This window comes from Thermoleptolyngbya sp. C42_A2020_037, from assembly GCF_015272455.1.
In the GTDB taxonomy this organism is placed as follows: Bacteria; Cyanobacteriota; Cyanobacteriia; order Elainellales; family Elainellaceae; genus Thermoleptolyngbya.
On record NZ_JACYLP010000046.1, the window covers coordinates 75,859 to 100,224 of the forward strand.

19 protein-coding genes and 1 tRNA gene are annotated in these 24,366 nt (G+C 57.6%); 10 read left to right on the top strand and 10 right to left on the bottom strand.

From position 1 onward, the window contains the following. Window positions 1-13: 13 nt before the first annotated feature. Window positions 14-1,459: a hemolysin family protein gene (locus IGS16_RS15765; protein ID WP_297087006.1), complete on the bottom strand. Its 1,446-nt coding sequence runs from the start codon at window positions 1,457-1,459 to the stop codon at window positions 14-16. 37 nt (window positions 1,460-1,496) lie between these two features. Beyond that, window positions 1,497-1,847, bottom strand: coding sequence for a hypothetical protein (locus tag IGS16_RS15770; protein ID WP_297087008.1), 351 nt, complete (start codon window positions 1,845-1,847; stop codon window positions 1,497-1,499). A 320-nt stretch (window positions 1,848-2,167) separates the two neighbouring features. Between IGS16_RS15770 and IGS16_RS15775 the strand changes: the two genes are divergently transcribed. The 4 genes from IGS16_RS15775 (at window position 2,168) to IGS16_RS15790 (ending at window position 4,782) form a co-directional block, all read left to right on the top strand. Further along, window positions 2,168-2,240, top strand: a tRNA-Ile gene (locus IGS16_RS15775). Between the two features lie 35 nt (window positions 2,241-2,275). Continuing rightward, window positions 2,276-2,905 carry an orotate phosphoribosyltransferase gene (gene pyrE, locus IGS16_RS15780; RefSeq protein WP_297087010.1) on the top strand — a complete coding sequence of 210 codons (630 nt, stop codon included), beginning with the start codon at window positions 2,276-2,278 and terminating at the stop codon, window positions 2,903-2,905. 5 nt (window positions 2,906-2,910) lie between these two features. After that, window positions 2,911-4,050 carry an alcohol dehydrogenase catalytic domain-containing protein gene (locus tag IGS16_RS15785; RefSeq protein ID WP_297087012.1) on the top strand — a complete coding sequence of 380 codons (1,140 nt, stop codon included), beginning with the start codon at window positions 2,911-2,913 and terminating at the stop codon, window positions 4,048-4,050. Window positions 4,051-4,545: 495 nt separating this feature from the next. Further along, entirely contained in the window at window positions 4,546-4,782 is a 237-nt protein-coding gene (locus tag IGS16_RS15790; protein WP_297087014.1) for a hypothetical protein, read from the top strand. A 163-nt stretch (window positions 4,783-4,945) separates the two neighbouring features. On the opposite strand, the gene chlP is transcribed toward IGS16_RS15790, so the two are convergent. The 4 genes from chlP to IGS16_RS15810 form a co-directional block, all read right to left on the bottom strand. Further along, on the bottom strand, window positions 4,946-6,169 hold the full coding sequence (gene chlP / locus IGS16_RS15795) for a geranylgeranyl reductase (protein WP_297087016.1): 1,224 nt from the start codon (window positions 6,167-6,169) through the stop codon (window positions 4,946-4,948). 311 nt (window positions 6,170-6,480) lie between these two features. Beyond that, complete coding sequence (locus IGS16_RS15800; protein ID WP_297087018.1) at window positions 6,481-6,984, bottom strand: hypothetical protein; 504 nt, start codon at window positions 6,982-6,984, stop codon at window positions 6,481-6,483. Between the two features lie 149 nt (window positions 6,985-7,133). Next, entirely contained in the window at window positions 7,134-7,958 is an 825-nt protein-coding gene (locus IGS16_RS15805) for a cobyrinic acid a,c-diamide synthase (RefSeq protein ID WP_297087020.1), read from the bottom strand. 554 nt (window positions 7,959-8,512) lie between these two features. Further along, window positions 8,513-10,201 (bottom strand): CocE/NonD family hydrolase, encoded by a 1,689-nt coding sequence (locus IGS16_RS15810; RefSeq protein WP_297087093.1) that lies wholly within the window; start codon window positions 10,199-10,201, stop codon window positions 8,513-8,515. 69 nt (window positions 10,202-10,270) lie between these two features. On the opposite strand from IGS16_RS15810, the gene IGS16_RS15815 reads away from it, so the two are divergent. The 5 genes from IGS16_RS15815 to IGS16_RS15835 all read left to right on the top strand — a co-directional run bounded on the left by IGS16_RS15815 (window position 10,271) and on the right by IGS16_RS15835 (window position 19,586). Then, entirely contained in the window at window positions 10,271-10,447 is a 177-nt protein-coding gene (locus IGS16_RS15815) for a hypothetical protein (protein WP_297087022.1), read from the top strand. Window positions 10,448-10,776: 329 nt separating this feature from the next. Continuing rightward, window positions 10,777-11,502: a tetratricopeptide repeat protein gene (locus IGS16_RS15820; protein ID WP_297087024.1), complete on the top strand. Its 726-nt coding sequence runs from the start codon at window positions 10,777-10,779 to the stop codon at window positions 11,500-11,502. A gap of 403 nt (window positions 11,503-11,905) precedes the next feature. Then, window positions 11,906-16,333 (top strand): glycogen/starch/alpha-glucan family phosphorylase, encoded by a 4,428-nt coding sequence (gene glgP / locus IGS16_RS15825; protein ID WP_297087026.1) that lies wholly within the window; start codon window positions 11,906-11,908, stop codon window positions 16,331-16,333. A gap of 260 nt (window positions 16,334-16,593) precedes the next feature. Then, on the top strand, window positions 16,594-16,989 hold the full coding sequence (locus IGS16_RS15830) for a hypothetical protein (protein WP_068515140.1): 396 nt from the start codon (window positions 16,594-16,596) through the stop codon (window positions 16,987-16,989). A 209-nt stretch (window positions 16,990-17,198) separates the two neighbouring features. Then, window positions 17,199-19,586, top strand: coding sequence for a DUF4912 domain-containing protein (locus IGS16_RS15835; RefSeq protein ID WP_297087028.1), 2,388 nt, complete (start codon window positions 17,199-17,201; stop codon window positions 19,584-19,586). Between the two features lie 194 nt (window positions 19,587-19,780). On the opposite strand, the gene IGS16_RS15840 is transcribed toward IGS16_RS15835, so the two are convergent. Together IGS16_RS15840 and IGS16_RS15845 are read right to left on the bottom strand one after the other, a co-directional pair. Then, window positions 19,781-21,091 carry a TldD/PmbA family protein gene (locus IGS16_RS15840; protein WP_297087030.1) on the bottom strand — a complete coding sequence of 437 codons (1,311 nt, stop codon included), beginning with the start codon at window positions 21,089-21,091 and terminating at the stop codon, window positions 19,781-19,783. An 81-nt stretch (window positions 21,092-21,172) separates the two neighbouring features. Continuing rightward, window positions 21,173-22,039: a Tab2/Atab2 family RNA-binding protein gene (locus tag IGS16_RS15845; RefSeq protein WP_297087032.1), complete on the bottom strand. Its 867-nt coding sequence runs from the start codon at window positions 22,037-22,039 to the stop codon at window positions 21,173-21,175. Window positions 22,040-22,190: 151 nt separating this feature from the next. Here IGS16_RS15845 and IGS16_RS15850 point away from each other — a divergent pair, with 151 nt between their 5' ends. Continuing rightward, complete coding sequence (locus IGS16_RS15850) at window positions 22,191-22,529, top strand: hypothetical protein (RefSeq protein WP_297087034.1); 339 nt, start codon at window positions 22,191-22,193, stop codon at window positions 22,527-22,529. 51 nt (window positions 22,530-22,580) lie between these two features. Here IGS16_RS15850 and IGS16_RS15855 read toward each other — a convergent pair whose 3' ends face one another. Both IGS16_RS15855 and IGS16_RS15860 read right to left on the bottom strand, forming a co-directional pair. After that, window positions 22,581-23,606: an alpha/beta hydrolase gene (locus IGS16_RS15855; protein WP_297087095.1), complete on the bottom strand. Its 1,026-nt coding sequence runs from the start codon at window positions 23,604-23,606 to the stop codon at window positions 22,581-22,583. A gap of 130 nt (window positions 23,607-23,736) precedes the next feature. Continuing rightward, window positions 23,737-24,366 carry a ribonuclease H-like domain-containing protein gene (locus IGS16_RS15860; protein WP_297087035.1) on the bottom strand — a complete coding sequence of 210 codons (630 nt, stop codon included), beginning with the start codon at window positions 24,364-24,366 and terminating at the stop codon, window positions 23,737-23,739.

Sequence of the window (24,366 nt, forward strand, 5' to 3'; positions counted from 1 at the left end):
CTAGTGTAGCAAGTTAGGGGTTGGGGGTTATGGATGGCGCATTGGTATCGGCTGAGGTTGTGGAGGAAGGGGCTGAGTCTGGGACGGGCGATCGCTCGATGCGAATCTGGTGCAATCGGGGGCCGGCCGCCGAGGTTACCGTCAGGTGCAAATCGCCGTAGCGGAGGCTGTCGCCCTGCACGGGGATTTTTTGCAATTGGTGAATCAAAAAGCCACCCAGCGTTTGGTAGTCGTCTAGAATCGGCAGATCGAGGTCGAGTGCTTCGTTCACCTCTTCGAGGGTCATCTGCGCCTGCACCAGCGTCGTTCGTTCATCCAACTGCTGGATCATCGGCTCCTCTTCGGGAGTGTCTGGCTCGTCAGGATAGCCAATAATCTCGGAGGCCAGATCCTTCAGCGTCACCAGTCCAGCCGTGCCGCCAAACTCATCGACGACCATGACCAGGGCCTGGCGCGATCGCTGCATCAGTTGCAATAGCTCACTGAGTTCCAGGTTTTCGGGCACAAACTGGGCCGGGCGCACCCAGGGCGTAATCGGGCTTTCGAGCGTGATTTGTCCCTGCACCAGCGGAGCCGCCAACTCTTTGAAATAGATAATGCCCAGGATGTCATCCAGCGAGTCGCCAATCACGGGATAGCGAGAGTGCCCCGTTTCCGCCACAGCATTCAGCAAGTCTTGAAAGGAGGCATCCTGGGGCAGCGCCGTGATGCTGATGCGGGGCACCATGACCGCCTGCACAGACACTTCGGCAAACTCCAGCGCGTTGCTGAGGAGTTCCCGCTCTTCTTCTTCCAGTCCGCTGGTTTCGCTGGAGGTCTGGATGATGAGCTGTAATTCTTCGGGCGTGACGCGGTTGTACCAGCCCTGGTTGCTGTCGCGGATGCCAATCAGCCGCAGCAGCCAGTGGGTAGACTGGTTCAGCACCCAGATAAAGGGGTTAAAAAAGCGGGCGATCGCCAGACTCGGCGGCCCCAGAAATCGAGACAGTTGCTCTGGATAGAGCAGCGCCAGTGCCTTAGGACAGAGTTCCCCCAGCACAATTTGCAAATAGGCAATCAGCAAAAAGGAGGCCAGAATGCCCACAGAGTGAGAAATCGCCAGTTGCCCCGTCGCGCCCAGCGGCAAGCGGCTGAGTCCGGTTTGCAGCAGCACGGCTACCGTTTTTTCCCCAATCCAACCCAGCGCTAAACTGGATAAGGTAATGCCCAACTGGGCAGTAGACAGCAGCTTTTCTAGACTGCGCTGCAAATCCTGCACAGTTCTAGCCTGCACATCACCCGCCAAGACCAACTGGCTGATGCGCGACTGCCGCACGGACACGATGGAAAATTCTGCTGCCACAAAAAATGCATTGATGGCAATCAGCGACAGAACCGCCAGAAGTCTTAACATCACGCCAGAGGTCGTGAGGGGCTGGGCAGCGCTGAGCGCAACAACCAAAGCAGCAAGGGGAATCATCCGCGACTATCAGGAAAACAGGGACAAGACCAAAGACTCATCCAAGCCACCACCCGGCTGGATTGACAGGGTTGATAGTGTCCTCCTTGGCTCCAGCGTCGCTGACTCGTCCCAGTCCTTCTGTGCTGGAGCGAGCAGGCTGACTGTTGTTGATTCGATTTTTTACATCCTCGATGATTTTAGATTCGGGAATGATGATGATCTCGTCGCGGCTGCCCTGTTCTCCGGCGGCTTCGCTGCCCAGCGAGGTCGGCCGCACATCGGGCTGGGTCACGCCGCGCAGTGCCTCACGCCCCAGCGCATAGCCCCAAATGCCGCTTGCCACCCCCGCTGCGGCCATGAGCGTCAGCAAGATTAACGTGAGTGCGACGGTAGAATTAAGTTTCATAGAGGCTTTTAATTCTGTAGTAAAAGCTTTAAGGAATTGCGGAACTGACGCGATGCGAGGCAAGTGGGGTTAACTAGCTTTGAGATACGAGCTTGAGACGTGAGCTTGAGAGGAGATTCTATTGAGAGGAGATTCTATTAAGAAAGCAAGCGCTTCCAAAAATACAGGCACTTCAGAATGCACGCTTTCAGAATCAAGAATATCAACAGCCTGGAAAATCGGCACTGGAAAATTCAAGCATGTGTTGACTTGAAATCCCCCACTCCGACATTACAATGGACTAGCAAAGGCATGGTGCCCCGTGCGGGCGATTTGCCTAACCAGGGTTGGCCGAGCGGATTAGGCAGCGAACTCATAATTCGCCTCAGGCAGGTTCGACCCCTGCACCCTGGATTTTCTGGGTTTTCAAGATCATCCTAACCTACAACATGACCCTCCAAAGTTCTAGTCCACACCCTCCTGTTGCTGTGGCCACCTGCGACCTGCCTACGCTGCGCCAGTCGGTGCTGGATTTATTTTGCGAGGCGGCGTACAAGGAAGGTGAGTTTACCCTGTCCTCTGGGCAGACGAGCCGCTACTACATCAATGGCAAGCTGGTGACGCTGCATCCGTGGGGTGGGTTGGCCTGTGGACGGCTGCTGCTGGCCCAGGTTCCGGCGGCGGCGGCGGCGGTGGCGGGGCTGACGCTGGGGGCCGATCCGCTGGTGACGGCGACGAGCGTGGTGGGGGCCTATGAGGGGCGATCGCTCGCCGCGCTGATCGTCCGCAAAGAGGCGAAGGGCCACGGCACCCAGGCTTATATTGAAGGGCCGGTTTTGCCGTCGGGTAGCCCAGTGGTGGTGCTAGAAGACGTGGTGACCACAGGACAATCGGCGCTCAGAGCGGTCGATCGTCTGCGCGATGCCGGGTATGCGGTGAACCATATTATTTCCCTGGTCGATCGCCATCAGGGCGCAGCAGACTTGTATTACCAAGAGGGGCTGGGCTTTCAGGCGATTTTTTCGATTACCGAGATCCAGTCTCGCTGGGCAGCGCTGCAACGAGCGGGTGAGGGATAAAGAAAATGCTGGCAGCCGTCCTCTATGGTCAGGAAGACCTGCGCCTGGAGCAGCAAGCCCCACCCGCGCCGGGGCCAGGAGAGGTGCTGCTGCGGGTGACGGCGGCAACGACCTGCGGCACGGATCTCAAGGTGTGGCGGCGGGGGGGGCATGCCAAGATGCTGAGGCCGCCGACTCGCTTTGGGCACGAGGGCGCAGGGCATATCGCGGCGCTGGGCGACGGGGTGACGGGCTGGCGGGTGGGCGATCGCGTCGTGGCGAACAACTCTGCGCCCTGCATGGGCTGCTTTTTTTGCCAAAAGCAGGAATACTCGCTCTGCACCCAACTGGTGTTTAACAACGGCACATTTGCAGAGTTTCTGACCATTCCTGCGCCCATTGTGCAGCACAACCTCTTGCCAATTCCTGAAGGCATGTCCGATGCGATCGCCGCGATGACGGAACCCTTGGCCTGCGTGCTGCACGGGCTGTCTCGCTCGAATATCCAGCCGGGCGATCGCGTCGTGATTTTGGGCGACGGGGCAATCGGGCTGATGTTTGTGGCGGCGCTGTCGCTGGGCTATGGCGTTGGGGGGAGAGGGGGAGAGGCGGAAAGAACGAAAAACGAAGAACGAAAAACGGAACCTCTTCGTTCTTCGTTCTTCTCTCTTCCCTCACGCCAACACGCCAATACTCCTTGCGAAATCTTCCTCTTTGGCGGTAGCCCAACACGGCTCCAGGTCGGCGAGGTGTTTGGGGCATCGCAGGGATTCAACCATCGCCAGGTGGCGGATGTGCCTGGGCTAGTGAAGACGCTGACAAACGGCTGGGGCGCGGATGTGGTCATCGAAGCGACGGGAGTGCCCAGCGTGTGGGAACAGGCGATCGCCTGTGTGCGTCCGGGGGGAACCGTGAATCTGTTTGGCGGCTGCCCACGGGACACCACAATTACCGTCAGCACCGAGCAACTGCACTACAGCGAACTGACGCTGAAGGGAGTCTTTCACAGCACGCCGCGCCACGTTCGCGATGCGCTGGCGATGCTGGCGGCGGGCGATCGCCCCTTTGAAAAGCTGATTAGCGACGAGCGGCCGCTAAAGGACTTGCAACAGACTTTTTACGATATGCGCGATCGCACTGTGATCAAAGTCGCTATGCGCCCCTAACGCCTGGGAAATCGCGTGAAAATGCGGACGGATCTCGCCTTCACCCGGCATACCCTAATGCTTAGAGAGCGGAACCAGGAACCCCAGGGATGAGGAGCGGGAGGCAGCTCTATCGATTCTCGATTTTGGATTTGCGATTTTGGGTTGCTCGTCAAGCGTCTGCAAGGCTTCCAGCAATCTCATTCGCAGCTCCGCTCAAGAGAATTGATGTTGCGCCACTTCAGCCTAATCCAGGCTAAATCCAAAATCCAAAACCCAAAATTCCAAACCCCCTCCGGAACATAGCCCTACAGGACTGAAGCATCAATTAGAACTAGCCTGTCTGACCTGCGAAACTTCACCCACTTGTACCAGGTATAAACCTCCCCCTCAGCGCTACACTTAGCAATGAGATTCACCAGAGCTAGCTTTCAATTCGCTTCACTCTGTCTAGGAACTTAACTGACCTCAACCGAGACGGCTTTATTCATCCCCCCGTCTCCAGGAGATAAGCCAATGAGCGATTTTGTTCTCGATGCACCCGCCGCAAGCCGCAACACCTACTTTGTGGCATACTACGGCAGTCAATATCAAAAGCAGACTGCGGTTCTCCATGTTCAGCACAACTTTGATGATTCGATTCAAAAGCTGCACCTGCTGATTCGCAAGCGAATTAACGAGGTTCTCGGAGAAGAGACCCCCGCTTGCTATCACATCCTGGCGCTGGCAGCTCCTGAAACGATTCCTGTTTAATGCTTCTGTCTAATTTAGTTGTCTAATTTAGAAGGCTCATCCAGAAGCGGCTGACCATGAGCGGTGTGGAGTTCGTCCATCATCGTTGGATACAGATCAAACAACAAAAAGACTAGGTTGGGGATTCCCTCGCCTAGTCTTTTTGAGTTTCTAGCCTGGATTTTTAGGGAGCCAAGGCGTTGCCGCGCAGGAGACTGCCGATGGTTTTGGCAGTAATCTTAAGCTGCGTCAGTGGGTTGGCAGGCACGACTGTCTTGTACAGGTAGCTGTCGAAGGTGAGCTTTTGCACGTCGATATCGGCGCACATTTCCACAAACGCTTCGCGGGTCGCATCGGAGCGATAGAACACGCGCTGAAGCAGATCCAGCACTAAGTACGTTGCGCCGTAGGCTTTGTCCCAGCGCTTGATGTAGACCTTGAGGTCGTCTTCGGTGGGGATGCGTTGCCCTTTGTTGGACAGTTCCACAATCGTTTCGGCGCACATACGACCCGACTTGGCGGCAAAGTAGATGCCTTCGCCAGAGGACTTGGTGACATAGCCAGCAGCATCGCCCACCAGCGCCACACGGCCCACCACCCGACGAGGACGGGGATGTTCGGGAATGGGGTGCGCTTCGACTTTGATGATTTCGCCGCCTTCTAGCTTAGCTGCGGCGCGTTGGCGAATGCCCGCTTGCAAATCTTTGATGCGGGACTTGTTCACCTTCATCGTGCCCGTGCCAACGGCAACGTGGTCGTATTTTGGGAAGACCCAGGCGTAGAAGTCAGGCGACACGTCATCGCCGACATACATTTCGGCTAGCTCGTGGTAATACGCCATTTTGTCTTGGGGCAGGCGAATGCGCTCCTGGAAGGCGATCGCATAGTTGTAATCCCCCGCATCAATGGCTTTGGCAACGCGAGAGTTTGCGCCGTCTGCACCAATCACCAGGTCAACTTGCAGGGTTTGGGCAGTGCCCTCCACGCTGCCGTTGGAGTGGTCGGCGTAGTGGAGGGTGTAGGGGTCGTTGCTGGTTTTCGGCAGATCCAATCCATAGACAGTGCCATTGATTAGCTTTGCGCCGAGTTTGGCAGCGCGATCGCGCAAAAAGCCATCCAGCACTTCGCGGCGGCACATGCCGATATATTCATCATCCTTGAGCGTGCTGCCGATGTTGACCTCGATATTGGAGGGCGAGATCATTTTCATCTTGCGGACGCGGCGATCGATAATTTCTGGCGGCAGGTCAAATTCGCCTACCATGCAGAGCGGAATCGCCCCCCCGCAGGGTTTTGCGTTGTCTAACTTGCGTTCAATGAGATAAGTTTCGATACCTGCTTTTGCCAGGGTCTCGGCAGCGGAAGAACCTGCCGGCCCGGAACCAACGACAGCAACCCGTAGAGCCAAAGGTCGTCTCCCAAATTTTCATGTAAAGCGTACGAGTGGCATCGTAGCATGAGCGGGGAGCCTGATTCAGCAAGGGTTTTGGGGATATGGCGAAATTGAAACAGACTGTAACTTCTCGTTACGAGAATTAGGCTGGGTCAGATTCTTTTTGCACGCCAAATCCCTGATTCTGCGTGTGTTTCAGACCTTGCATCCAGGCGTATTGAAGTTTGTCAATGGCTATCCTTAGTTTTTCCAGCGTCGAAAGGACGGGCTAACAGCAAGCCTGCATCCCTTGAGCCGATTAACCATCGGTCTTGCTGCAAGAATGACTAGCTGGGCGATCGCAGTTTTAGATGCTTGGGCGGATTCTGTGGCGAGTCGTTTGGCAAGTCCTTGGCTAAGGGGTCTGCCTGGAGCAAGTCTGACGGTACTTGCTTCGTCAACCACACCAGAAAGTTGCCCAACGTGCCCTCTAGCAGTTCCTCCAAATCCCCTTCCAGAAACACCTCGAAGGCTTGTTGGACATCTTCATAGAGCGACAGTTCCCAATCAAACCAGCACACCTGCGTCCAGTGCAAATCCGCTTCGAGGCGATCGCCCGGCAGCAGTTTCCCAAAGGGTAGTCCCGAATATTGCTCCAACTGCTGAGCCGCAAAGTTAACGACCGCTTCTGCAATGCCCAGCGATTTGCCGTAGGTGTGAAACCATTCCTGGGGGCTGAGGCATGGCCGCCGCTGGAGCGATCGCACCACCCGCCGCCGCATTGCCAAATCAGGACGCAGGGCTGTGTAGCTACGCAAGCTATAGAACCAGTTTCGGAGCCGATGCCACATAGACGCAGGAGATGGGTAAAAACCCAGAGGGCACTTTCCACAAAGTATTCCCATTTGACCGGGAATCTCTCAGAAGGGGCCTGATCCCCAAGGCAGAGATTGCCACCCCAAAACCCGCGCCAGTCTGTTACTTCGTCCTATTACTCCGTCTACTCCGTCGCGTTCAGGTCAAAAATCACATCCTGTTCCAGGTCAAAGATGTGGTCGTAGTCAAAAATGAGTGAATTCGGGTGGCGCATCAGCGAAAAGCCAAAGTTCGAGACGACATCAGTAGTAAACGTCGCCATCACCAGTTCAACCAGCCGCTTTTCGGGAATTTCTGGTTCCTGTACAAAGTAATTTCGCCGTGCAAAAAATACGCCCTCATCCTTGGGCACGACGATACTATTGACCCGATGGGCGTATTGAATCGGCTTAATATAAGTGGCAATAAATTCGTCCTGGTTGCGCTGGAGGCGATACAGCTTTTCATGCTGATACCAGCTCATGCGAAACATCATCTTTAGCAGCTCAAAGCCCAGCACATAGCTGAACACGTTGTTGCGCTCCTCGGTACTGAAGACCAGCCGCAGCGCCGATTCCAGGTATAAATCTGGCTGTCGCCGCGCATCCTGGGCGGAATGCACATAAAACTGGCGGATATAGCGTCGCAGCACACCCGCATCTAGCTCGGTGGCAATGCGAAATTCCTTGAGATAGTCTCGTACCCGCTGCTCGGTTTCTTTGTCCTCCAGCTTGCGCGACACCAGCCCATCGGCCGTGTAGTCGTCCAGAAACTCAGCCTGCACCTCTGGCGATGCTGCACACATCAGGTGACACAGCGACAGTACGTAACGCCGCTGGTGCCAGGGCAGGCTTTCTACCCAGATCTTTGCCTCTGGCGGCAGCTTGTTGAGAATGCTCCCAACTGTGTCGTCTCGATAAACGTCGTCTCGATAAAAACCGTTGCGTCGGGGAGGTCGGGGTTTTGCCATAGAAGGGCAAACGGTCTAGCGCCAATAAAGAGCCGTCGAGGGTTGATGAATTGCGATATTTCTATAATTTAACGTTTACTGCCGGATGCCTACCCAGTTTAATGGCTACCCAGTTGGCCTGCAATGACTCGGTTAAAAAGGCGATCGCTCTTCATCCAACTCTTCATCCACCCGTTCTATCCAACCCCCACTCGCGTTCCCATTAGCCCACCCGCTCCAAGTATTTACGGATATCGAACAAAAAGCATGAACTTTTATCTCGATTTCCCAGTCACTCCGTGTAAAGCCGCTTCATCTTGTCCATTCGTTTAGACAAATTAGAACTTACGCAGTTGGACGATTTCTCGCGGGCCAGCCCGTGAAAAATCGTCCAAAACCCAGAAAACCTATCGCAAGTGCGTAAGTCCTGATTTTTTTTGGTTTGGTTTGGGGTGGGATGGGATTGGCAGACCGCTCATGCATGCCTGAGCCGCTGTGTCTTGCCAGCCTAGCCTCAGATAAAGACACTTGTGCCTTTTCTGGAAAAAGCTAAGCGACCCGGCTGCTACAAAGCTCTACAAATCCACAGACTTGACCACGGGCAGCATCACCCGCGACGGCGCGTCTGTCATGCCAGAATACACCGACACCGTAATCACCCGCGCATCCATCAGCTGGCTATCGGCCGGAAGCGTGCCGCCGCCCACATTCACCGGATAGGCGGGCGAACTGGCTCCGCTGAGGCTGAGGCGCAGGGCGCTGCCCTTGGGAAGCTGGATGCAGGTGGGCTGGAGGGCAATCGTATAGCGCGGCGCGGGCTGGGCTGGATAGTGTGTGCCAATTCGCAGATAGCCCTGGGTAAATTGCAGCACTGTGCCGTTGGGCTTCACTTCCGATAGCGCTGCGCTCAGGTCAAAGCTAAAGGTGTCGGCGTTGCAGCACACGTCCACCAAAATTTCTCCAGCGATCAGCAGGTCATCGGCAAGCGGTTCGCTGGTGTAGGTGACGACATCCGTGCGGCTGTCCAGCGCCGCCCGATCCACGGGGCCCGGCGGCACAGTGGCATGGCCCCCTAGCGCAGGCACCGGCCGCCACGGGTCATGCACAAAGCTATCGGGCACTGCGGCTTCGCGGTCAGCATCTTCCTCTGAAGCCCCAATTTGGGGGGTCAGCGTGCCGTGTTCGTCGCCCATCGCCGCCAGCCCATTGCTGGCCAGCCAGAGCGGCGTTTTGGGCGGATTAGGGAACGCACCGAGCGATCGCCACTGGTTGGTGCCCAAATCAAACAAATGCACTGGCGACTCGTACATTAGCTCAGAATCAATGCCCTTGAGAAACTGGTCAAACCAGCGGATCTGCACCTGGTCAATCGGTGAACTGGCCGCCGGGCCATAGTCCACGCTGCCCACGCGCCGCCCCCAGGGCAGATGCGCCCAGGGCCCCACCCAAAGGTGCTGGAGATAGCTGCTGCGGGCCGCCATCGAGCGATAGAGCCGCAGCGTACCCCGCAGGTGCGTATCAAACCAGCCGCCGATGTGCAGCATGGGTAAATCCACCTCGCCCCAATAGGTCTTGGGCGAAAGCTGCCGCCAGTAGTCCGCTGTGGGGTCGGGGTTGCTCAGCCAGTCGTGATAGAAGGAGTCGGGCGCGAGTCGCTCTAGCAGTTCCGAGCGGGGACAGACCGGATCGACCTTGAACGGCGCATGGGCAACTGCATACAGCGCTTCGTAAGCCTCTGGGTCGCCCTGGCGACGGGCGGTTTCGCTAGCCAGTTGCAGCGCCCAACTGAGATTGTTCTGATAGCAAAAGGCTCCGCCTTCATAGGCCCAGTCGGCATAGAGGTCAAAGGCGACCATACTGGGGCAGATGGTGCGGAGGGCAGGGGGCTGGGCGATCGCCGCGTAGAGTTGGGTCATGCCTTGATAAGAAAAGCCGTACATCCCCACTTGCCCATCACTGCCGGGAAGTTGGGAAGCCCACTCCACCGTGTCGGCTCCGTCCTCGATTTCGTGGGCAAACAGGTGGAACTCGCCCTCCGACGTGCCCCGCCCACGCACGTCCTGAATCACCACGATATAGCCGTGGGCGGCATACCAGGACGGATGGGCATAGACCACCGTCGAGGCGATCGCCCGTCCGTAGGGCTGGCGCATCAGCAGCACCGGAAACGGCCCCTCTGCATCGGGATAGTAGACATCCGCATCCAGGCGCACTCGGTCGCGGGTGTACATGGACGCAGTTTTCTTAGGCAGCACAGGCAGCATGGCGAAATCGCGGGGAGAAGGGGGCACTATAAGCAGGGAGTGATCGGAGGACAACATCAGGAACCCTCAATGACTGAATTGGAAGATTTAGCTTCACCTCAAGCTAGCTTCACAAATCGTCAACTGGGGGAAAACGCGGAGCGCCTTACAAAAAGTTTCCAGAATTGTAAGGAATTTTCAGCATCAACAATGAATCTTGTTAGTATCATGAGCGCCGTTGAAAATCCTGCACAAGGACTGGCATAGGTCTGTACGGGTTTCGCATAGAAAGTTGCAGAGAGTTGCACAGAGTTGCACAGACCCAGATAGGGACAAGGCGCAACTTGCTAGGTTCACAGGCACTTTCAACGCTATTCATCACTCCTGGCTCATTGCGGTTGGAACCTAAACTGGGGCTGAATCTCGCTCAGCGGCGACCCATCTCTCTAGATTAGAAATTTCCAACCCATGTTTCCCTAACGTTGCTCCCACTGAGTTTCGGTCACTGAGTTTCGGTCACTGAGTTTTGACCGAATTCCCAATCCGTTCCCAGGCAGGCTCTCAAGCTAACTACGAGTCAATTTAAGGATGTTCCTATGAGAAATCGACGATTTCAATATAAGCGGTTGGGGCTGTTGCTGGCACTGTCCACCGGGCTAAGCTGCGTATCACTGGGGTTGCCGCTTCAGCGGGCCCTGGCCAACGGCTGGATTCTCTATCAGGAGGGGAATTTGCAACCACTGGTGGGGACGCACACCTTTGCGGGGACAGCCGGGCAAACCGTGGCGATCGCCCTTCGCGTCAATGGCTTTACGGGCGCAGTAACGCTGATTGCCCCCAATGGCGATGAAATTGCCAGCAATGAATACTACGGGCGTTCCGGCGTTCCCACGATTGTAACGACTCTGCCCAGCAGCGGCGCATACAAAATCCTGGCGCGATCGCCCTATGGCCAGGCAGGCACCTACACCGTCAACGTGCGTGTGGCGACCGCCTACGATTTGGCATTTTCGCGGGGCGTTCAGTTGAACCAGCAGGGTGACTATGCTGGGGCGATCGCCGCCTTTAATGAAGCCATTCGGGCCGACCCGCAAAATCCCGATGCCTATGTAGAACTCGGCGACTTGCTCTATGCCGAAGCAATGCGACTCAAGCCGGAGGAGGCTCGTAGCATTGTTTCGGCCTATGAGCGAGCCGCCGCCGCCTACGAACGGCAGGGAAACTCGGATATGGCGCAAATGCTGCGCGACCAGATTGCTGGGATTCAGGCAGAAGCGGGTCTTCTTTCGCCTGAACCCGTGTCTGGGCAGGGCATTCGATAGCCCGACGGAGCTACTGGAGACTCTTTTCAGCCCCCTTAGCAGCCCCCTAGCAGCCCTCTATGCGAGGGTTTCCTATCTGAAAGATTCAGGCATTCAAAGCAACGGCCGCCCCTGCGCGGTCTTTTTTGTGGCTCTGGCCGCCTCACTGCCCCATCGTTGCTGCCCTCGGTTGAGGTGTATCCAGCAGAACTTACCGTTTCCGATACTTTCTGAGAGTATCTTTAGCAGCTTGGCACCGGGCATGGTGTCCAGGCAAAAGTGTCTGCTCGCAGGTGATTACTTCAACACCTGCTTTGACGACCCGCCTTTAGAGAGCGTGCTTCTTAACGTGCTTTTTAAACAGTTTGTTTTAGAAAGGCGGCTTAGCGCTTGTCCGTAGAGCCAATCCTATCGGTGACTTTTGATGATGCGACCCCAGCGATTTTTCCCAACGGTTTGCCTTGCGCTCTGCGCCACAGCAGCATCGGCACTGCTGTTTAGTCCAGCGGCAATCGCCCAAACTGCTCCGTCTCAGCCTGGCCCGATGCTCGCCGGAGTGGTGCTGAGTCAGGCGACTCCCGATACTGTGGCAGACGTTCTGGCAGAGGATCTGAATGTGCGGATCGACGGTTCGCCCACGATGCTGCCCATCAACCAGGCACTCAAGAAATATTACGAGCAGGAAGTCGCAGGCAGCGAAGTCACCATCGACGCAAGCGGCACCGACGCAGCGATTGAGAAACTGCTGGAGGGTGACATTGACCTAGCGGCGATCGCCCGTCCCCTCACCCGCACCGAAAAGCTCAAGGGCTTGAAGGAAATTCCCATCAGCCTGGAAAAGATTGCCATTATCGTTGGCAAGAACAATCCCTTTGACGGCGTGCTGACTGTCGAGCAGTTTGCCCAAATCTTTCGGGGCGAGATTACCGACTGGTCAGAGGTCGGCGGCGAACCGGGGCCGATCCGCTTCATCGATCGCCCGCTAGACAGCGACACCCGCTTGGCCCTGGGCAAATACGGCATTTTGCAGAATACCGAGGTGGCGCTGGGCGACAACGTGGTGCGCCTGGATAAGGACGACACCGCCGAAGTGATTCGCCTGCTAGGGAAAGACGGCATTAGCTACGCGATCGCCAGCCAACTCACCAACCAAACCAAAGCCCGCCCGGTGAAAATCGGCGTGCTGCAAGAAACCCTGCCTGAAGACACGATTTATCCCTATACTGTGCCTCGTGGCTATGCCTATCGCGACGGCAGCACGGCGATCGCCTCGTTTCTGGGACTGGCTCAGGGTGAAAGGGGTCAGTCGGCGATCGCCGCCGCCAAGCTAGAAGAAGCCAAGGCGATCGCCACCGGCCGCGTAGTCAAGAAAGTTGCAGAACCCGTGGTCGAAACCGTGGCCCAGGCTGCCGACGATGCCGTCGTGGCAGAGCGACGCGGACTTCCCGGCTGGCTGTGGCTGCTGCTGCCTCTGGCGCTGCTGGCGCTGGCGGCCCGCTGGCTAGGGGGCTGGCTGGCCAAGCGCGGCCCGGCGGTCCAGGATGTACAGCAGTCGTCGATGGTTTCCCCACCTGCACCCAAAGCAGAAACCCAGGTGGAACCTGTAGTTACGGAAACGGTGGAACCTGTGGTTACGGAAACGGTCGCCGTAGAACCCGTCGTTGCGCCGCAGCCCGTGATGGAACCCGTCGTTCCTGCGGAGCCTGTGGTCGCTCCTCGCGTGGTGGACGTGCCTACGCTGTTTATCCAGGCCTCCAAGCTGGTAGAAAGTGGCCGCTATGCCGAAGCACTGCCCTACCTGGATGAGGTCGTCGAGGCAGAATCCAACGACCCGCAGATCTGGCTGAATCGGGGGCTGGCCTTGGCGGGGTTGGGCCGTCGAGAGCCTGCCATCGAAAGCTTTGACCGGGCGATCGCCCTCCAGCCTGACCTGACTGAAGCCTGGATCAGCAAGGGCGAAACCTTGGTGCTGATGGGCCGCGAGGACGATGCCCGGGCCGCGTTTAATAAAGTCGTGGAACTGCGCCCGACCTTTGTGCGCCCTGGCTATACCCCTGTTCCTATTGTCACGCCAGAGCCGGAGGTAATCGCGCCCGCGCCCACAGAGTCGCCTGCGGTGACGGAACCTGAAATTGTAGAACTGATCAGCACCGAAGAGGTGATTGAGCTAACGCAGCAGCCCGCTCCCGAAGCGCCCGTGGCCGACTCCTTTGAAGCGCTGAAGGAATCGGTTGAAGAAGCCGTTGCGCCAATCGTGGAATCGGTAGCGGAACCTGTGGCGGAAACAGTCGAGGAGGTAATTGACACGGTAACAGAAACGGTCATCGAACCCGTCGCAGAACCGATTATGGAATCCGTGATGGAATCCGTTGCGGAACCCGTCACGGAAACTATTGAGTCTGCGATCGCCCTCCCGACTGAACCCGTCGCGGAACCCGTCGCGGAACCCGTTCCAGAAACGCCTGTGGAACCAGCGGGTGGAACACTGAAGCAAGCCTTTTTGGACGCGCTGATGCACTATTGCGGCAAGACCCTCGACACGGCGGAACCCTGGGACAAGTACATGGCGCTGTCCTACGTGGTGCGCGATCGCCTGCTTGCCCTGAGAACGCCAGAGACGGATTGGGCCACCCTGGGCGATCGCCTGGTAATTGAGCTTTCGGCAGAATATCTGCCCGGGCCCCACTTAGCCAACAACCTGCTCGCAATGGGCCTGTCGCCGGAAGCCCAAACCTCGCTGGCAGAACTGGGCATTACCCTAGAGGATTTGATCGCGCTGGAAGAAGAACCTGGTCTGGGCCGCGGCGGGCTGGGTCGGCTGATGATTTGCTATCTGGAGTCGCTAGCCACGGCCACCATCCCAGCGATCGGCTATGGCATCCGCTACGAGTTCGGCATTTTCGACCAGGACTTCAGCGACGGCTGGCAGGTCGAAGTGGTGGACGAATGGCTGAAAAACGGCAACCCCTGGGAAATTGAGCGCCCGGAAGCAGCGGTGAACGTGCTGTTTGGCGGCCGCAGCGAAGCCTATATGGATGCCGACGGCCGCTACCGGATGCGCTGGGTTCCCGACGAAGCCATTCGCGCCATCCCCTATGACACGCTGATTCCGGGCTATCGCTCTGGCGCGGCCAGCCTGCTGCGTCTGTGGAAGGCAGAAACAGATGAAAACCTGTCCAAGGTGCTGTATCCCAGCGACATGGAGGAATACGGCAAGGAAGTGCGCCTGCGGCAGCAGTTCTTCTTTGTATCGGCCTCGCTGCAAGACGCGATTCGCCGACACCTGGAGGCGGGCGGCCGCATCGACACCCTGCCAGAGCGGATTACCATCCAAATTAACGACACTGACCCAATCATTGCCATTCCCGAACTGATGCGCCTGCTGATGGACGGGCACGGGCTGGAGTGGGATCAGGCCTGGGACATCACCTGCAAGACCTTCGCCTACACCAACCACAGCCTGCTGCCGGAGGCGCTGGACTCCAACCACTACTCGCTGCCGACGGTGCAAAAGCTGTTCCCGCGCCACTTCGAGATTCTGCTGGATCTCAACAGCCGATTTTTGGGTACGGTACGCGAACAGTATCCCGGCGACGAGGGCAAGGTGATCCGCTTGTCGCTGGTGGATGAGGCGGGCGAGAAGCATTTCCGCTTGGTGAATCTGGCGCTGTTGAGCAGCTACGCGGTCAACGGCGTGTCGGCCCAGCATACCGAGTTGCTGAAGCAAAGGTTTGCTGATTTTGTCGAACTGATGCCGCAGAAATTTAGCAACCAGACCAATGGCGTGTCGCCGCGCCGCTTCTTGGCGCTAAGCAACCCGCCCCTAGCCGACCTGATCACCCAAAAGCTGAGCAGTGGCTGGGTCACACATCTGGAAACGCTGAAGGATCTGGAAGCCTATGCCGAAGACGCAGAGTTTCGGGCCCAGTGGCGGCAGGCCAAGCTGGCGGCAAAGCAGTCGCTCGCAGCGCTGATCCAGCACCAGTGGGGACTCTCGGTGAATCCGATGAGCCTGTTTGACCTGCAAGCGAACGAAATCCACGAGCATAAGCGCCAGCACCTCAACTTGCTGCATGTGGTAACGCTTTACAACCGGATTAAGGCGAATCCGGGCGCTGCCTTTACGCCGCGTGCCGTGCTGTTTGCAGGCAAAGCCGCGCCAGACTATGCCACAGCCAAGCTGATGATTAAGTTAATCAACGCGGTAGCGGAAACGGTGAATGCGGATGGGGAAGTGGGCGATCGCCTCAAGGTAGTTTTCATCAAAGACTTCACCATCAAAAATAGCCAGGTGATTTTCCCGGCGGCCGATGTGGCGGAGTACATTGCCACAGCGGGCACCGAAGCCTCTGCCACGGGCAATCTGATCGCCGCTCTCAACGGTGGCCTGCTATTGGGCACGCTGGACGGCTCCAACCTGGAGCTGGCAGATGCCGTCGGTGCAGAAAACAGCTTCCTGTTTGGACGCACGGCAGCGGAGTCTCTGCCGCTTTATGAAGGTGACCACAACCGCTATCACCTGTACGAGTCGCTGCCCGAACTGAAGCAGGCCATCGACCAAATTGCGTCGGGAGCATTCTCCTATGGCGACGGCGGCCTGTTCCGCCCGCTGCTGGATCGGCTACTCTACGGCGATCCCTACGGTGTGCTGGCAGACTACGCCGCCTACGTAGCCGCCCAAGATCGAGTCGCCACAGCCTACGGCGATGTCGAGGGATGGACGCGCAAATCCATCCTGACAGCGGCGCGGGCGGGCTACTTTTCGAGCGATCGCGCGATTTACGGCTACAGCCAGTCCATCTGGAAAATTGCCACCAGCCCACTGCAATCCTCGATCTCGATTCCTGGCTAGTCTCCTACTAGCAGGGGTTCAGGTTTGATGGTCGGGGTGTGAAACAAACGCAAGAGACGCTGCGTGAACTGGAAGGTTTTACCCGATTTACGCAGCGTCTATGAACTTTACACTTAGTTCATAAGCCCGTATAATCCACGCTTGAAAAAGGAAAATTTATTGTCTTGATTTCATCACTTTTCGATGGCTTTAGGTAAAGCTGCCAGTTGGCATTTTTGAATGAATTCAAGTTGTTTCTGTTTTAGTACAAGAGGTTAGCAATGGTGGGTACTGTCGTCGCCGAACTGGATGTTCACAGTCAGCGGAACTGCTATTTTTTCACGCCTGAGCAAATGGAGAAGCTGCAAAAGGAAGTTGCGGTTTCCACCGTTTTAGAGCCGGGTGTTTACACGCTGAAAATCAAGAGTGGAACCTTTAGCTATCGCGGGCTGAGTGGACACTCTGGTGAGCCTCTGGTGCTGCTGTGGATTTATGGCGGACCATTCACCAATCGAGACACAGGGGTTTCCGTAGGCGCAACCTGGGTCTCGCTAAACGGCTACGAAGATGCAGTGACGCTAGAGGTCAAGGGGCAGACTACCGTGTCTGCTTTCTTTTTTGACACCTATCTGGAGGACAACAGTGGTGAACTTTTTTTAACCGTTGCCAAGCACTAGTTTTCTGAGTTTTCTAAGTGCTGTCCTGTCCACTGAGCAGTTTTCTGAGCGTTGATTTCGGGTTGAATCGCTGAGCGAAGTTGTAGCGAAAAGTACGATCCGTACCTTGGTAAGAGGACACGCAGTTTCAACGGCTGTTTTCTTCTAAAGTTTCCTGCATTTCCTAACAGTTTCTCAATATTTGCTCCATTTACTTCGGTTGATTAACCATGCGTTTAAAATCTTCTGTCCTTCGACTGTCGGCTACAGTGCTGACGCTAGCCGCCGCCACAGATGCGATCGCCGCATCGCTGAATCGCCGCCCCACGCTGATTTCCCAAGTCATTGCCCAGGCTCCCCGCTTCACTCTGCCCGATTCCCTGCCCGCAGATACCGTCGTGCGAGTAGATGGCTCCAGCAGTATGCGGGTGCCCAATGAGGGGCTGAAGGGTCGCTTTGAGGGCAAGTACGGTGGCTCCAGGGTAGAACTGGCCGAAAGCGGCAGTATCCCCGCGCTAGAGGCGCTCGACGCGGGCAATATTGACATCGCGGCCATCGGCCGTCCCCTCACCGAAGCCGACCGGGCCAAGGGCTTCCGAGAAGAAAAGCTAGAGCGCGAAAAGATTGCGATTATCGTCGGCCCCAACAGCGCCTTTGACGGCGACCTCACCTTTGAGCAATTCGCTCGGATGTTCAAGGGTGAAATCACCAATTGGTCAGAAGTCGGCGGTCCGAACCTGCCAATTAAGTTTGTCGATCGTCCGGACTCCAGCGACACTCGCCTTGCTCTAAGTACCTACGATGTCTTTAAGGAGGTGTTTGCAGGTGCGCCGATTGCAGTCGGGGCGAACGGTGTGCAGGTTGCAGAAGACACCACCGAAGCCGTAACGGCGGAACTGGGCGAAAACGGCATCAGCTATGCGATCGCCGATCAGGCCATTGGCAACAGTGCCGTCAAGATCGTGCCCATGCACAAAACCCTGCCGGACGACCCCCGCTATCCCTACTCCCAGCCTCGCGCCTACGTTTATAAGGATTTGAACCCCGGCAGTGAGGCCCTGCTTGGGTTTGCCACCACCGCACCGGGTCAGGAAGTGTTTGCAGCAGCCAGCCCTGCGGCATCGCCTTCGCCCAGCCCGGTTGCTGAATCGCCGTCCCCCACACCGACCCCGACTCCCACGGAAACTGTTGCGGCTGCTCCAGCGGAAACTGCTCCAGCACGGGGCGGCTTCCCCTGGTGGCTGTTGCCGCTGCTAGCGGCCGCGGGCGGCTTGCTGTGGTGGCTGACTCGTCCCAAAGCTGCGCCTGCGCCCGTGGTGGCCGCGCCGCCCGTGCCCCTGCCGCCCCCGGTGCGCCCCAGCAGCCGCGTAGTGCTAACGCCTTACAACTGTCGAGATGCCTATGCCTATTGGGAACTGACGGACGATCAGAAGGCCGACCTGAAGCGTCGGGGCGGTCGAGATCTAAAGCTGAAACTGCTGGACGTGACAGACATCGACCTGAATCGTCAGGAGCCGCACAGCGTCCAGATGTTTGACGTGGCAGAAACCGACCAGGATCGCCACCTGCCCATTGCCGTGGATGATCGCGATTACTTGGTGGAGGTGGGCTACACCACTGCCGACGGCACCTGGCTTCCCGCAGTACGCTCTGAGCATGTGCGCGTCCCCGCTTGCCCGGTAGAAGCAGCTGATATTGCGCCTGTGGCGGCGATGCCCGAAACCCACGAAGTTATCCAGGCAACTCGTGTCCCCGGTGCAGCAGTGCTAGGGGGCGCGGCGGCCGCAGGGGCAGCGCTGGTGGGGCTGGCAGGCAAGGACAAGACTGGCCGCATCGTGCTAACCCCCCGCGATTCCAAAACCGCCTACGCCTATTGGGAAGTGCCTGATGAGCAAAAGGCAGACCTGAAAGCGAAGGGGGGGCGCGACTTTAAGCTGAAGCTGTATGACGTGACCAACATTGACCTGGACAAACAATCGGCCCACGATGTCAAAACCTATGACGTGTCGGAGCTAGACCAGGATTATCATGTGCCTATTAGCACGCCCGATCGCGACTATCTGGCCGAAGTCGGCTACACCACTGCCGATGGCACTTGGCTCCCTGCTGCTCGGTCGGAGCATGTGCGCGTTCCTTCGGTGTTTGCCGATGGGGTTCCAGCCGCAGGCGCGGTGCTGGGGGGCGTAGCGGCGGGTGGTGCGGCGATCGCCAGTTTAACCCAGCCGACCTATACCTCCGTCGCCGACCTGAAGGTAGACAGCAAGGCTAACTGCCTCCTGCTGAGCGATCCCGACATCAGCCGCATTCAGAATGACATCGCGGTTAAGACCGATCTGGCCCCCGGCAAGTATGCCATCCGCATCACGGAAGGAGCCTTTGACTACAAAGCCGAAGCCGGCCATCCGGGCGAACCGTGGGTCATCCTGTGGATCTACAACGGCAAGGTGATCAACCAGAAGACGGGCGTTCCCGTCGGCGCAACTTGGTCTACGCTGAACGGCTACGACGACGTGCTGCACCTGGAAGTGCTGGAACCGGCCAAGCTAGATGCCTTCTTTGTGGATACCCACCTGGAGGACAACGAAGGCGTTGTCAAAGTGGTGGTGACCAAGGAATAGCGCGGGTTCGCATTTCATTCACCTGTTTTTAGCCTGTTTTCAGAGCGATCTCATAAGCGGCATGGAACAAGTCGAGTGTTTCCGTGCCGCTTACGTTTTTGACCTCGTTGCCATGAGATATCAGGAGGCCTTGATTCCCAATCTAAAATCCAAAATCTAAAATCCGAAATCCAAAATCCCCAAAACCCACACCCTTACAGTCGCCCTGTCACCGATAGCCCCCCCACCACCACCGACGGCGTATAGCAAGAGCCATTCCATTCAGCATCGCCGCCCAATTCAATCAGGTTTCGCAGCGCCGTATAGACATTCCCCGCAACCATTGTGTCTTTGACGCGGCCCACCACCTCACCGCGCCGCACTCGATAGCCCAGATCGACATTGATCGAAAATTCGCCCGAAATGCCTGCGCCGCCGCCCAGCATTTGATCCACGATAATGCCGTCTTGCATAAGCGCCAGCAGGCTTTCCAGCGGCTTAAAGCCCGGTTCGACAATCAGGTTAAACAGGCCCGGCGTGGGATAGCTGCCCAAACCCGGACGAAAGCCGTTGCCCGTGGTGCCGCTGCTGAGGGCGCGGCCGATGGTGCGGTCGGTGTAGAACAACTGCAACGCGCCCTCTTTCACAAAGGTGATGGGCTGGGTCGGGCTGCCTTCATCGTCGAAGGGGCAGCTAAAGGGGCCGATGTCGGGATGCTGAGACAGCGTGAGGCGCGAATCCATCACGGGTTCCCCCAGGCGATCGCTCCAGGGCGAGGCCCGCTCGATCACCTGTTTACCGTTCATGGCAGATTGCACCGTGCCCCAGAGCATATCTGCGGCTTTGGAGGTGAACAGCACAGGCACTTTGCCCACGGGCGGCGCGGTGTTGCGTTGCGCCCAATCCAGCCGCTGCACAATCTGCTGCGCCAGGGAAACCGGGTCGAGAATGCCGCGCTCGGTCTGCCCGTCTGCCACGCTGAGAAAATCTTCGCCGCGAATCCACTCTGCCGCCATGTAGCAGCTTAGGGTGGTGTCGGTATAGCCGCAGTCCAGCCCGTTGGAGTTGATCAGCCGCGTGGTTTCCACGTCGCACTCCCAGTCCGCCGTGCAGAGCGCTTCGGGATATTGCTCGCGTACCAGGGCGATCGCCTCTCGTCCCCATTCCACTAGCTGTTCGATGGGTACACCCACCCCCAAATCGGGATACTGCTTGGGATGGGCGGGAGCCAGTTCGATGATTTCTGGCTCACTCAGCTGACTGAGGGCGATCGCCCGCTCCACCAGCGCGGCTGCATCCACCGGCCCGTAGGCCACCGCCAGCCCCGGCCGCCCATCTCGCCACAGCCGCAGCGCAGTTCCCTCTGCCTGTGAGGTTTCCAACTGCTTCAGCCGATTTGCCTCAAAAAACACTGGCCGCGACAGCGATTGCGACTCATACACCTCTGCCGCCTCGGCCCCAGACCGCAGCGCCAATTCCAGCAGTTGTTCTGCCAGGGATAGGGGTGAGGTCGGACGTGGAGGCATAGGCGGGGTTTTGGGAAAGTGGTAATGGAGCGATAGAGAGGGAAGGCGGGGAGACGGGGAGAGCAGATTTTCATCCTTGCCTCAGCCCAGCACCAGCTCCGCCAGCAGCCAGAATCCCTTAAATTCCTCCGCCTGCGGATCGGTTTGCACGGCGATGAAATGGATGCCGCTAGCTTTGGCTTTGGCCGTTTCAAACTGGGCGGCTTCTTGCTGGAGGGCGGCCGTCGTCAGGGTAGCCAAAATCCAGGAGTCGCTGCCGCCTGTTTCCAAGAGCAGTTGGGGCGGCTTGGATTCAGAGAGATATTTCACGTAGGCGAGTTCCAGCCCTGACATCCAGGCAGCAAGGGGCAAAGCGCGGCTGGAAAACAGCAGCAGACCCGGAACAGCTGTGTCAGGGGCGAGTCCGGCTAGCGCCAGCGGAAACGATTCCCCAAAGTCGATCGCCCATTCGCTCAGGTCGTCAAAGGCTGCTGCCTCCAGCGTGACGAAGGCCCACTTTTCGCCAATCAGGGCATCCGGGAGGGGCTGGGGCGTGGGGTTGGGCAGCAGCACCGAGGGATTGCCGCCGGCCTGATAGTTGGGCATTTCTGGGTAGACACTGGCCAGGCGCTCGTCCAGCCAGCGGCTGAGGGCAAGGGTGCGGCGGCTGGCGTAGGCGGGAATGCCAGCTTCTTCGCAGGCTTTGGTGATCATGTTCGACATTTGCCGCCGAAAGAAGCGGATTTTGTCGGGTGGGGCGGGGGCCTGGGCGATCGCCGCTTCGACCGATTCCCGCAGCTTGATCGAGTTGACCTCCGTGTTGCTCAAAAAGGTGGAATAGCGAAATAGCCCGTCCACTGACTGCTTCACGTCCAGCGGGCTTTCGCAGATCAAAACTTCCCACAGCTTTTTGCCCTTCTCATCCAAAACCGGACGAGAATAGAAATCTAGCTCCCAGATGGTTGGCATTCCCGGTCTTCTAACGTGCGTCTCTGCCCTTGATCATACGGGACGGTGGATCATTAAAGGTTTTGGATTTGGGATTGGGAATTTCTGGGGTTTGGATTGAGAACTTCTGGGGTTTGGATTGAGAACCGTCGGGAAACAACGTCGTGAAACCATGAGGAAAAAATGTTGGGGGTTAAGGCGACTGTTGGGGTGGATGCTGGCACTGGGGCTGGGATTGTGTTTAGGGGCTTTAGCGCCAGCCTTGCAGAGCAGCATTGCCGCGCCCATATTTTGCCAAGTGGTGGACGGGCATTCGGTGTGCGTGCTGAGCCTCCAGCGCAGCGCCAAGAACTTTTGGGAATATCGCGCAGCCGTGAGCGTAGACGGCGTAGTGCGTCCGGTAGAGGTGTATGACTGTCGCGATCGCCTCCGGCAAAGGGCAGACGGCACAACAGTTCCCTTTTCTAAAGACATTGCGGGGGCGATCGTTTGTCGCCTTTACAAGCGCTGATTAGCCATCTGCCCTCAACGAATCAGCCATTAATCAGCCATTAATCAGCCATTAATCAGCAATCGTTTGCAAACTTTGATCTGCAACGTGCCGCGCCAAAATCGCCTGCAAGTGTTCTACCACTAGGTCGGTCTGTTCAACCATGGCCAGGTGCCCGCAGTCGGGAAGCTGAACCACATTCTGCCCACACTGCTGAAACAAGCGATGGAAGCTGGCCAGATGCAGCACATATTGCGGCTCCATCACGGTGTCGTTTTGTCCAGCGATGAAGTAGACTGGCTGCGACAGGCGGGAGACCACCTGCGGCAGTCGATGCACCTCGGCTTCGGTCGTTGAGTCGAGCAGTGCGCCGATGGCTGCTGCTGGGTCGGCGCTTACCCAATCTACCAGGCGTTGCCGTCCCCAGGCGCGGTCGATGGGGTGGGCGACGTTCATGTAGGTCATCATCAGATCCACCAGCGGCAGGTGGCAGAGCCAGCGGGGGCGCAGTTTGACCAATTGCTGCCCTGCGGTCCGAAAGCGCTCAAATTCTTCTTTTAGGTAAATACCGCCGCCGGAATTGACGCAGATCACGCCCTTCACCCGATCGGGCATTCGGTCTGCGGCCCACAGCGCAATGCTGCCACCGAGGGAGTGCCCAATCAGCCAGGCGTTGGAAATATCCAGGGTTTCGAGGAGCTGCTCCAAGTCGCAAGCGTAGTCGCTGGGGGTATAGCCCGGTCGAGGTTGCGGGGCGATCGCCCGAGGCTGCGACGAAACCGTTACAGCAGCCAAGCCGCCCGGAACGCTGCCAGACCCGCTATTTGCAGACTGCCTCAAAGTGCTGGCAGGATAGGGCGAGGCGGGAGAGGCGTCGCTGGGCTGATAACGCATCGTTGCCCGTCCCCTCTGCGAATCGCCAAACCCGCGCAAATCGTAAGACAGGCAGGTATAATCTGGCGCAAGCTGCTGAATCACGGGTTGCCAATAGGCGCGGCTTAGCAGCCAGCCGTGAATGAAAACCAGGGTGATTGGTGTTTGGGTGGGAGCAGTTCGCTCGTAGGCGTGGGGGGTGCCCAGGACATCGACGACATTCATCATACTTCCATCCTATCCCCAGAGTGGGGCCGATGGGGAGTTTGGGTGAATACTTATCGTGCAGAGGCTAGCAGGGGCTAGGAGGGGAGTGGGTGCAATACTCAGTAAAGCTACTGATATATTTTACCAATCAATGTTCAAAAATGTCCTCGTAATGCAGCAAATCTAGGTTGACGAAGGTAGGGAGGCATTGGAAGCAGGACTCCGCCAACGCGAACCGCTCTTCGCGCTGGAGCATCTCGGTCAGCTTTTGGCGGATGCTCAGCAGAAACCGCACGTCATTGGCGGCGTAGCGGAGTTGCTCCTCCGACAGGTTTAGCGCGTTGCCCCAGTCAGAGCTTTGGGCCGTTTTGTCGAGTTCCACCCGCTCTAGCTCCTGCACCACCTCCTTGAGGCCGTGGCGGGGGGCGTAGGTGCGGGCCAGCTTGCTGGCAATTTTGGTGCAAAAAACTGGACGAACCGCAATGTTGAGATGGTACTGAAACGCCGCCATGTCAAAGCGGGCAAAGTGAAAGACCTTGGTGATTTGCGGCGCTTCTAGCAACTGCTGGAGGTGGGGGGCGGCGGTTTGTCCCCGCAGAATGCGAACGACCGACACGCGCCCCGCAGGATCGCAAAGCTGCACCACACAGAGGCGATCGCGCCAGGGACGCAGCCCCATTGTCTCCGTGTCAACGGCGATCGCCTCCGCAGTCAAATACCCCGCCAGCGCCTCCGCCGACAGATCTTCATCAAATACCTGAAACTCGTCTAACGCCAT

Bases quoted from the DNA above. Each gene is read 5' to 3' on its own strand.
- IGS16_RS15765 (WP_297087006.1), bottom strand. From the start codon at position 1,459: ATGATTCCCCTTGCTGCTTTGGTTGTTGCGCTCAGCGCTGCCCAGCCC.
- IGS16_RS15770 (WP_297087008.1), bottom strand. From the start codon at position 1,847: ATGAAACTTAATTCTACCGTCGCACTCACGTTAATCTTGCTGACGCTC.
- pyrE (WP_297087010.1), top strand. From the start codon at position 2,276: ATGACCCTCCAAAGTTCTAGTCCACACCCTCCTGTTGCTGTGGCCACC.
- IGS16_RS15785 (WP_297087012.1), top strand. From the start codon at position 2,911: ATGCTGGCAGCCGTCCTCTATGGTCAGGAAGACCTGCGCCTGGAGCAG.
- IGS16_RS15790 (WP_297087014.1), top strand. From the start codon at position 4,546: ATGAGCGATTTTGTTCTCGATGCACCCGCCGCAAGCCGCAACACCTAC.
- IGS16_RS15800 (WP_297087018.1), bottom strand. From the start codon at position 6,984: ATGTGGCATCGGCTCCGAAACTGGTTCTATAGCTTGCGTAGCTACACA.
- IGS16_RS15805 (WP_297087020.1), bottom strand. From the start codon at position 7,958: ATGGCAAAACCCCGACCTCCCCGACGCAACGGTTTTTATCGAGACGAC.
- IGS16_RS15810 (WP_297087093.1), bottom strand. From the start codon at position 10,201: ATGCTGCCTGTGCTGCCTAAGAAAACTGCGTCCATGTACACCCGCGAC.
- IGS16_RS15815 (WP_297087022.1), top strand. From the start codon at position 10,271: ATGACTGAATTGGAAGATTTAGCTTCACCTCAAGCTAGCTTCACAAAT.
- IGS16_RS15820 (WP_297087024.1), top strand. From the start codon at position 10,777: ATGAGAAATCGACGATTTCAATATAAGCGGTTGGGGCTGTTGCTGGCA.
- glgP (WP_297087026.1), top strand. From the start codon at position 11,906: ATGATGCGACCCCAGCGATTTTTCCCAACGGTTTGCCTTGCGCTCTGC.
- IGS16_RS15830 (WP_068515140.1), top strand. From the start codon at position 16,594: ATGGTGGGTACTGTCGTCGCCGAACTGGATGTTCACAGTCAGCGGAAC.
- IGS16_RS15835 (WP_297087028.1), top strand. From the start codon at position 17,199: ATGCGTTTAAAATCTTCTGTCCTTCGACTGTCGGCTACAGTGCTGACG.
- IGS16_RS15840 (WP_297087030.1), bottom strand. From the start codon at position 21,091: ATGCCTCCACGTCCGACCTCACCCCTATCCCTGGCAGAACAACTGCTG.
- IGS16_RS15845 (WP_297087032.1), bottom strand. From the start codon at position 22,039: ATGCCAACCATCTGGGAGCTAGATTTCTATTCTCGTCCGGTTTTGGAT.
- IGS16_RS15850 (WP_297087034.1), top strand. From the start codon at position 22,191: ATGAGGAAAAAATGTTGGGGGTTAAGGCGACTGTTGGGGTGGATGCTG.
- IGS16_RS15855 (WP_297087095.1), bottom strand. From the start codon at position 23,606: ATGAATGTCGTCGATGTCCTGGGCACCCCCCACGCCTACGAGCGAACT.
- IGS16_RS15860 (WP_297087035.1), bottom strand. From the start codon at position 24,366: ATGGCGTTAGACGAGTTTCAGGTATTTGATGAAGATCTGTCGGCGGAG.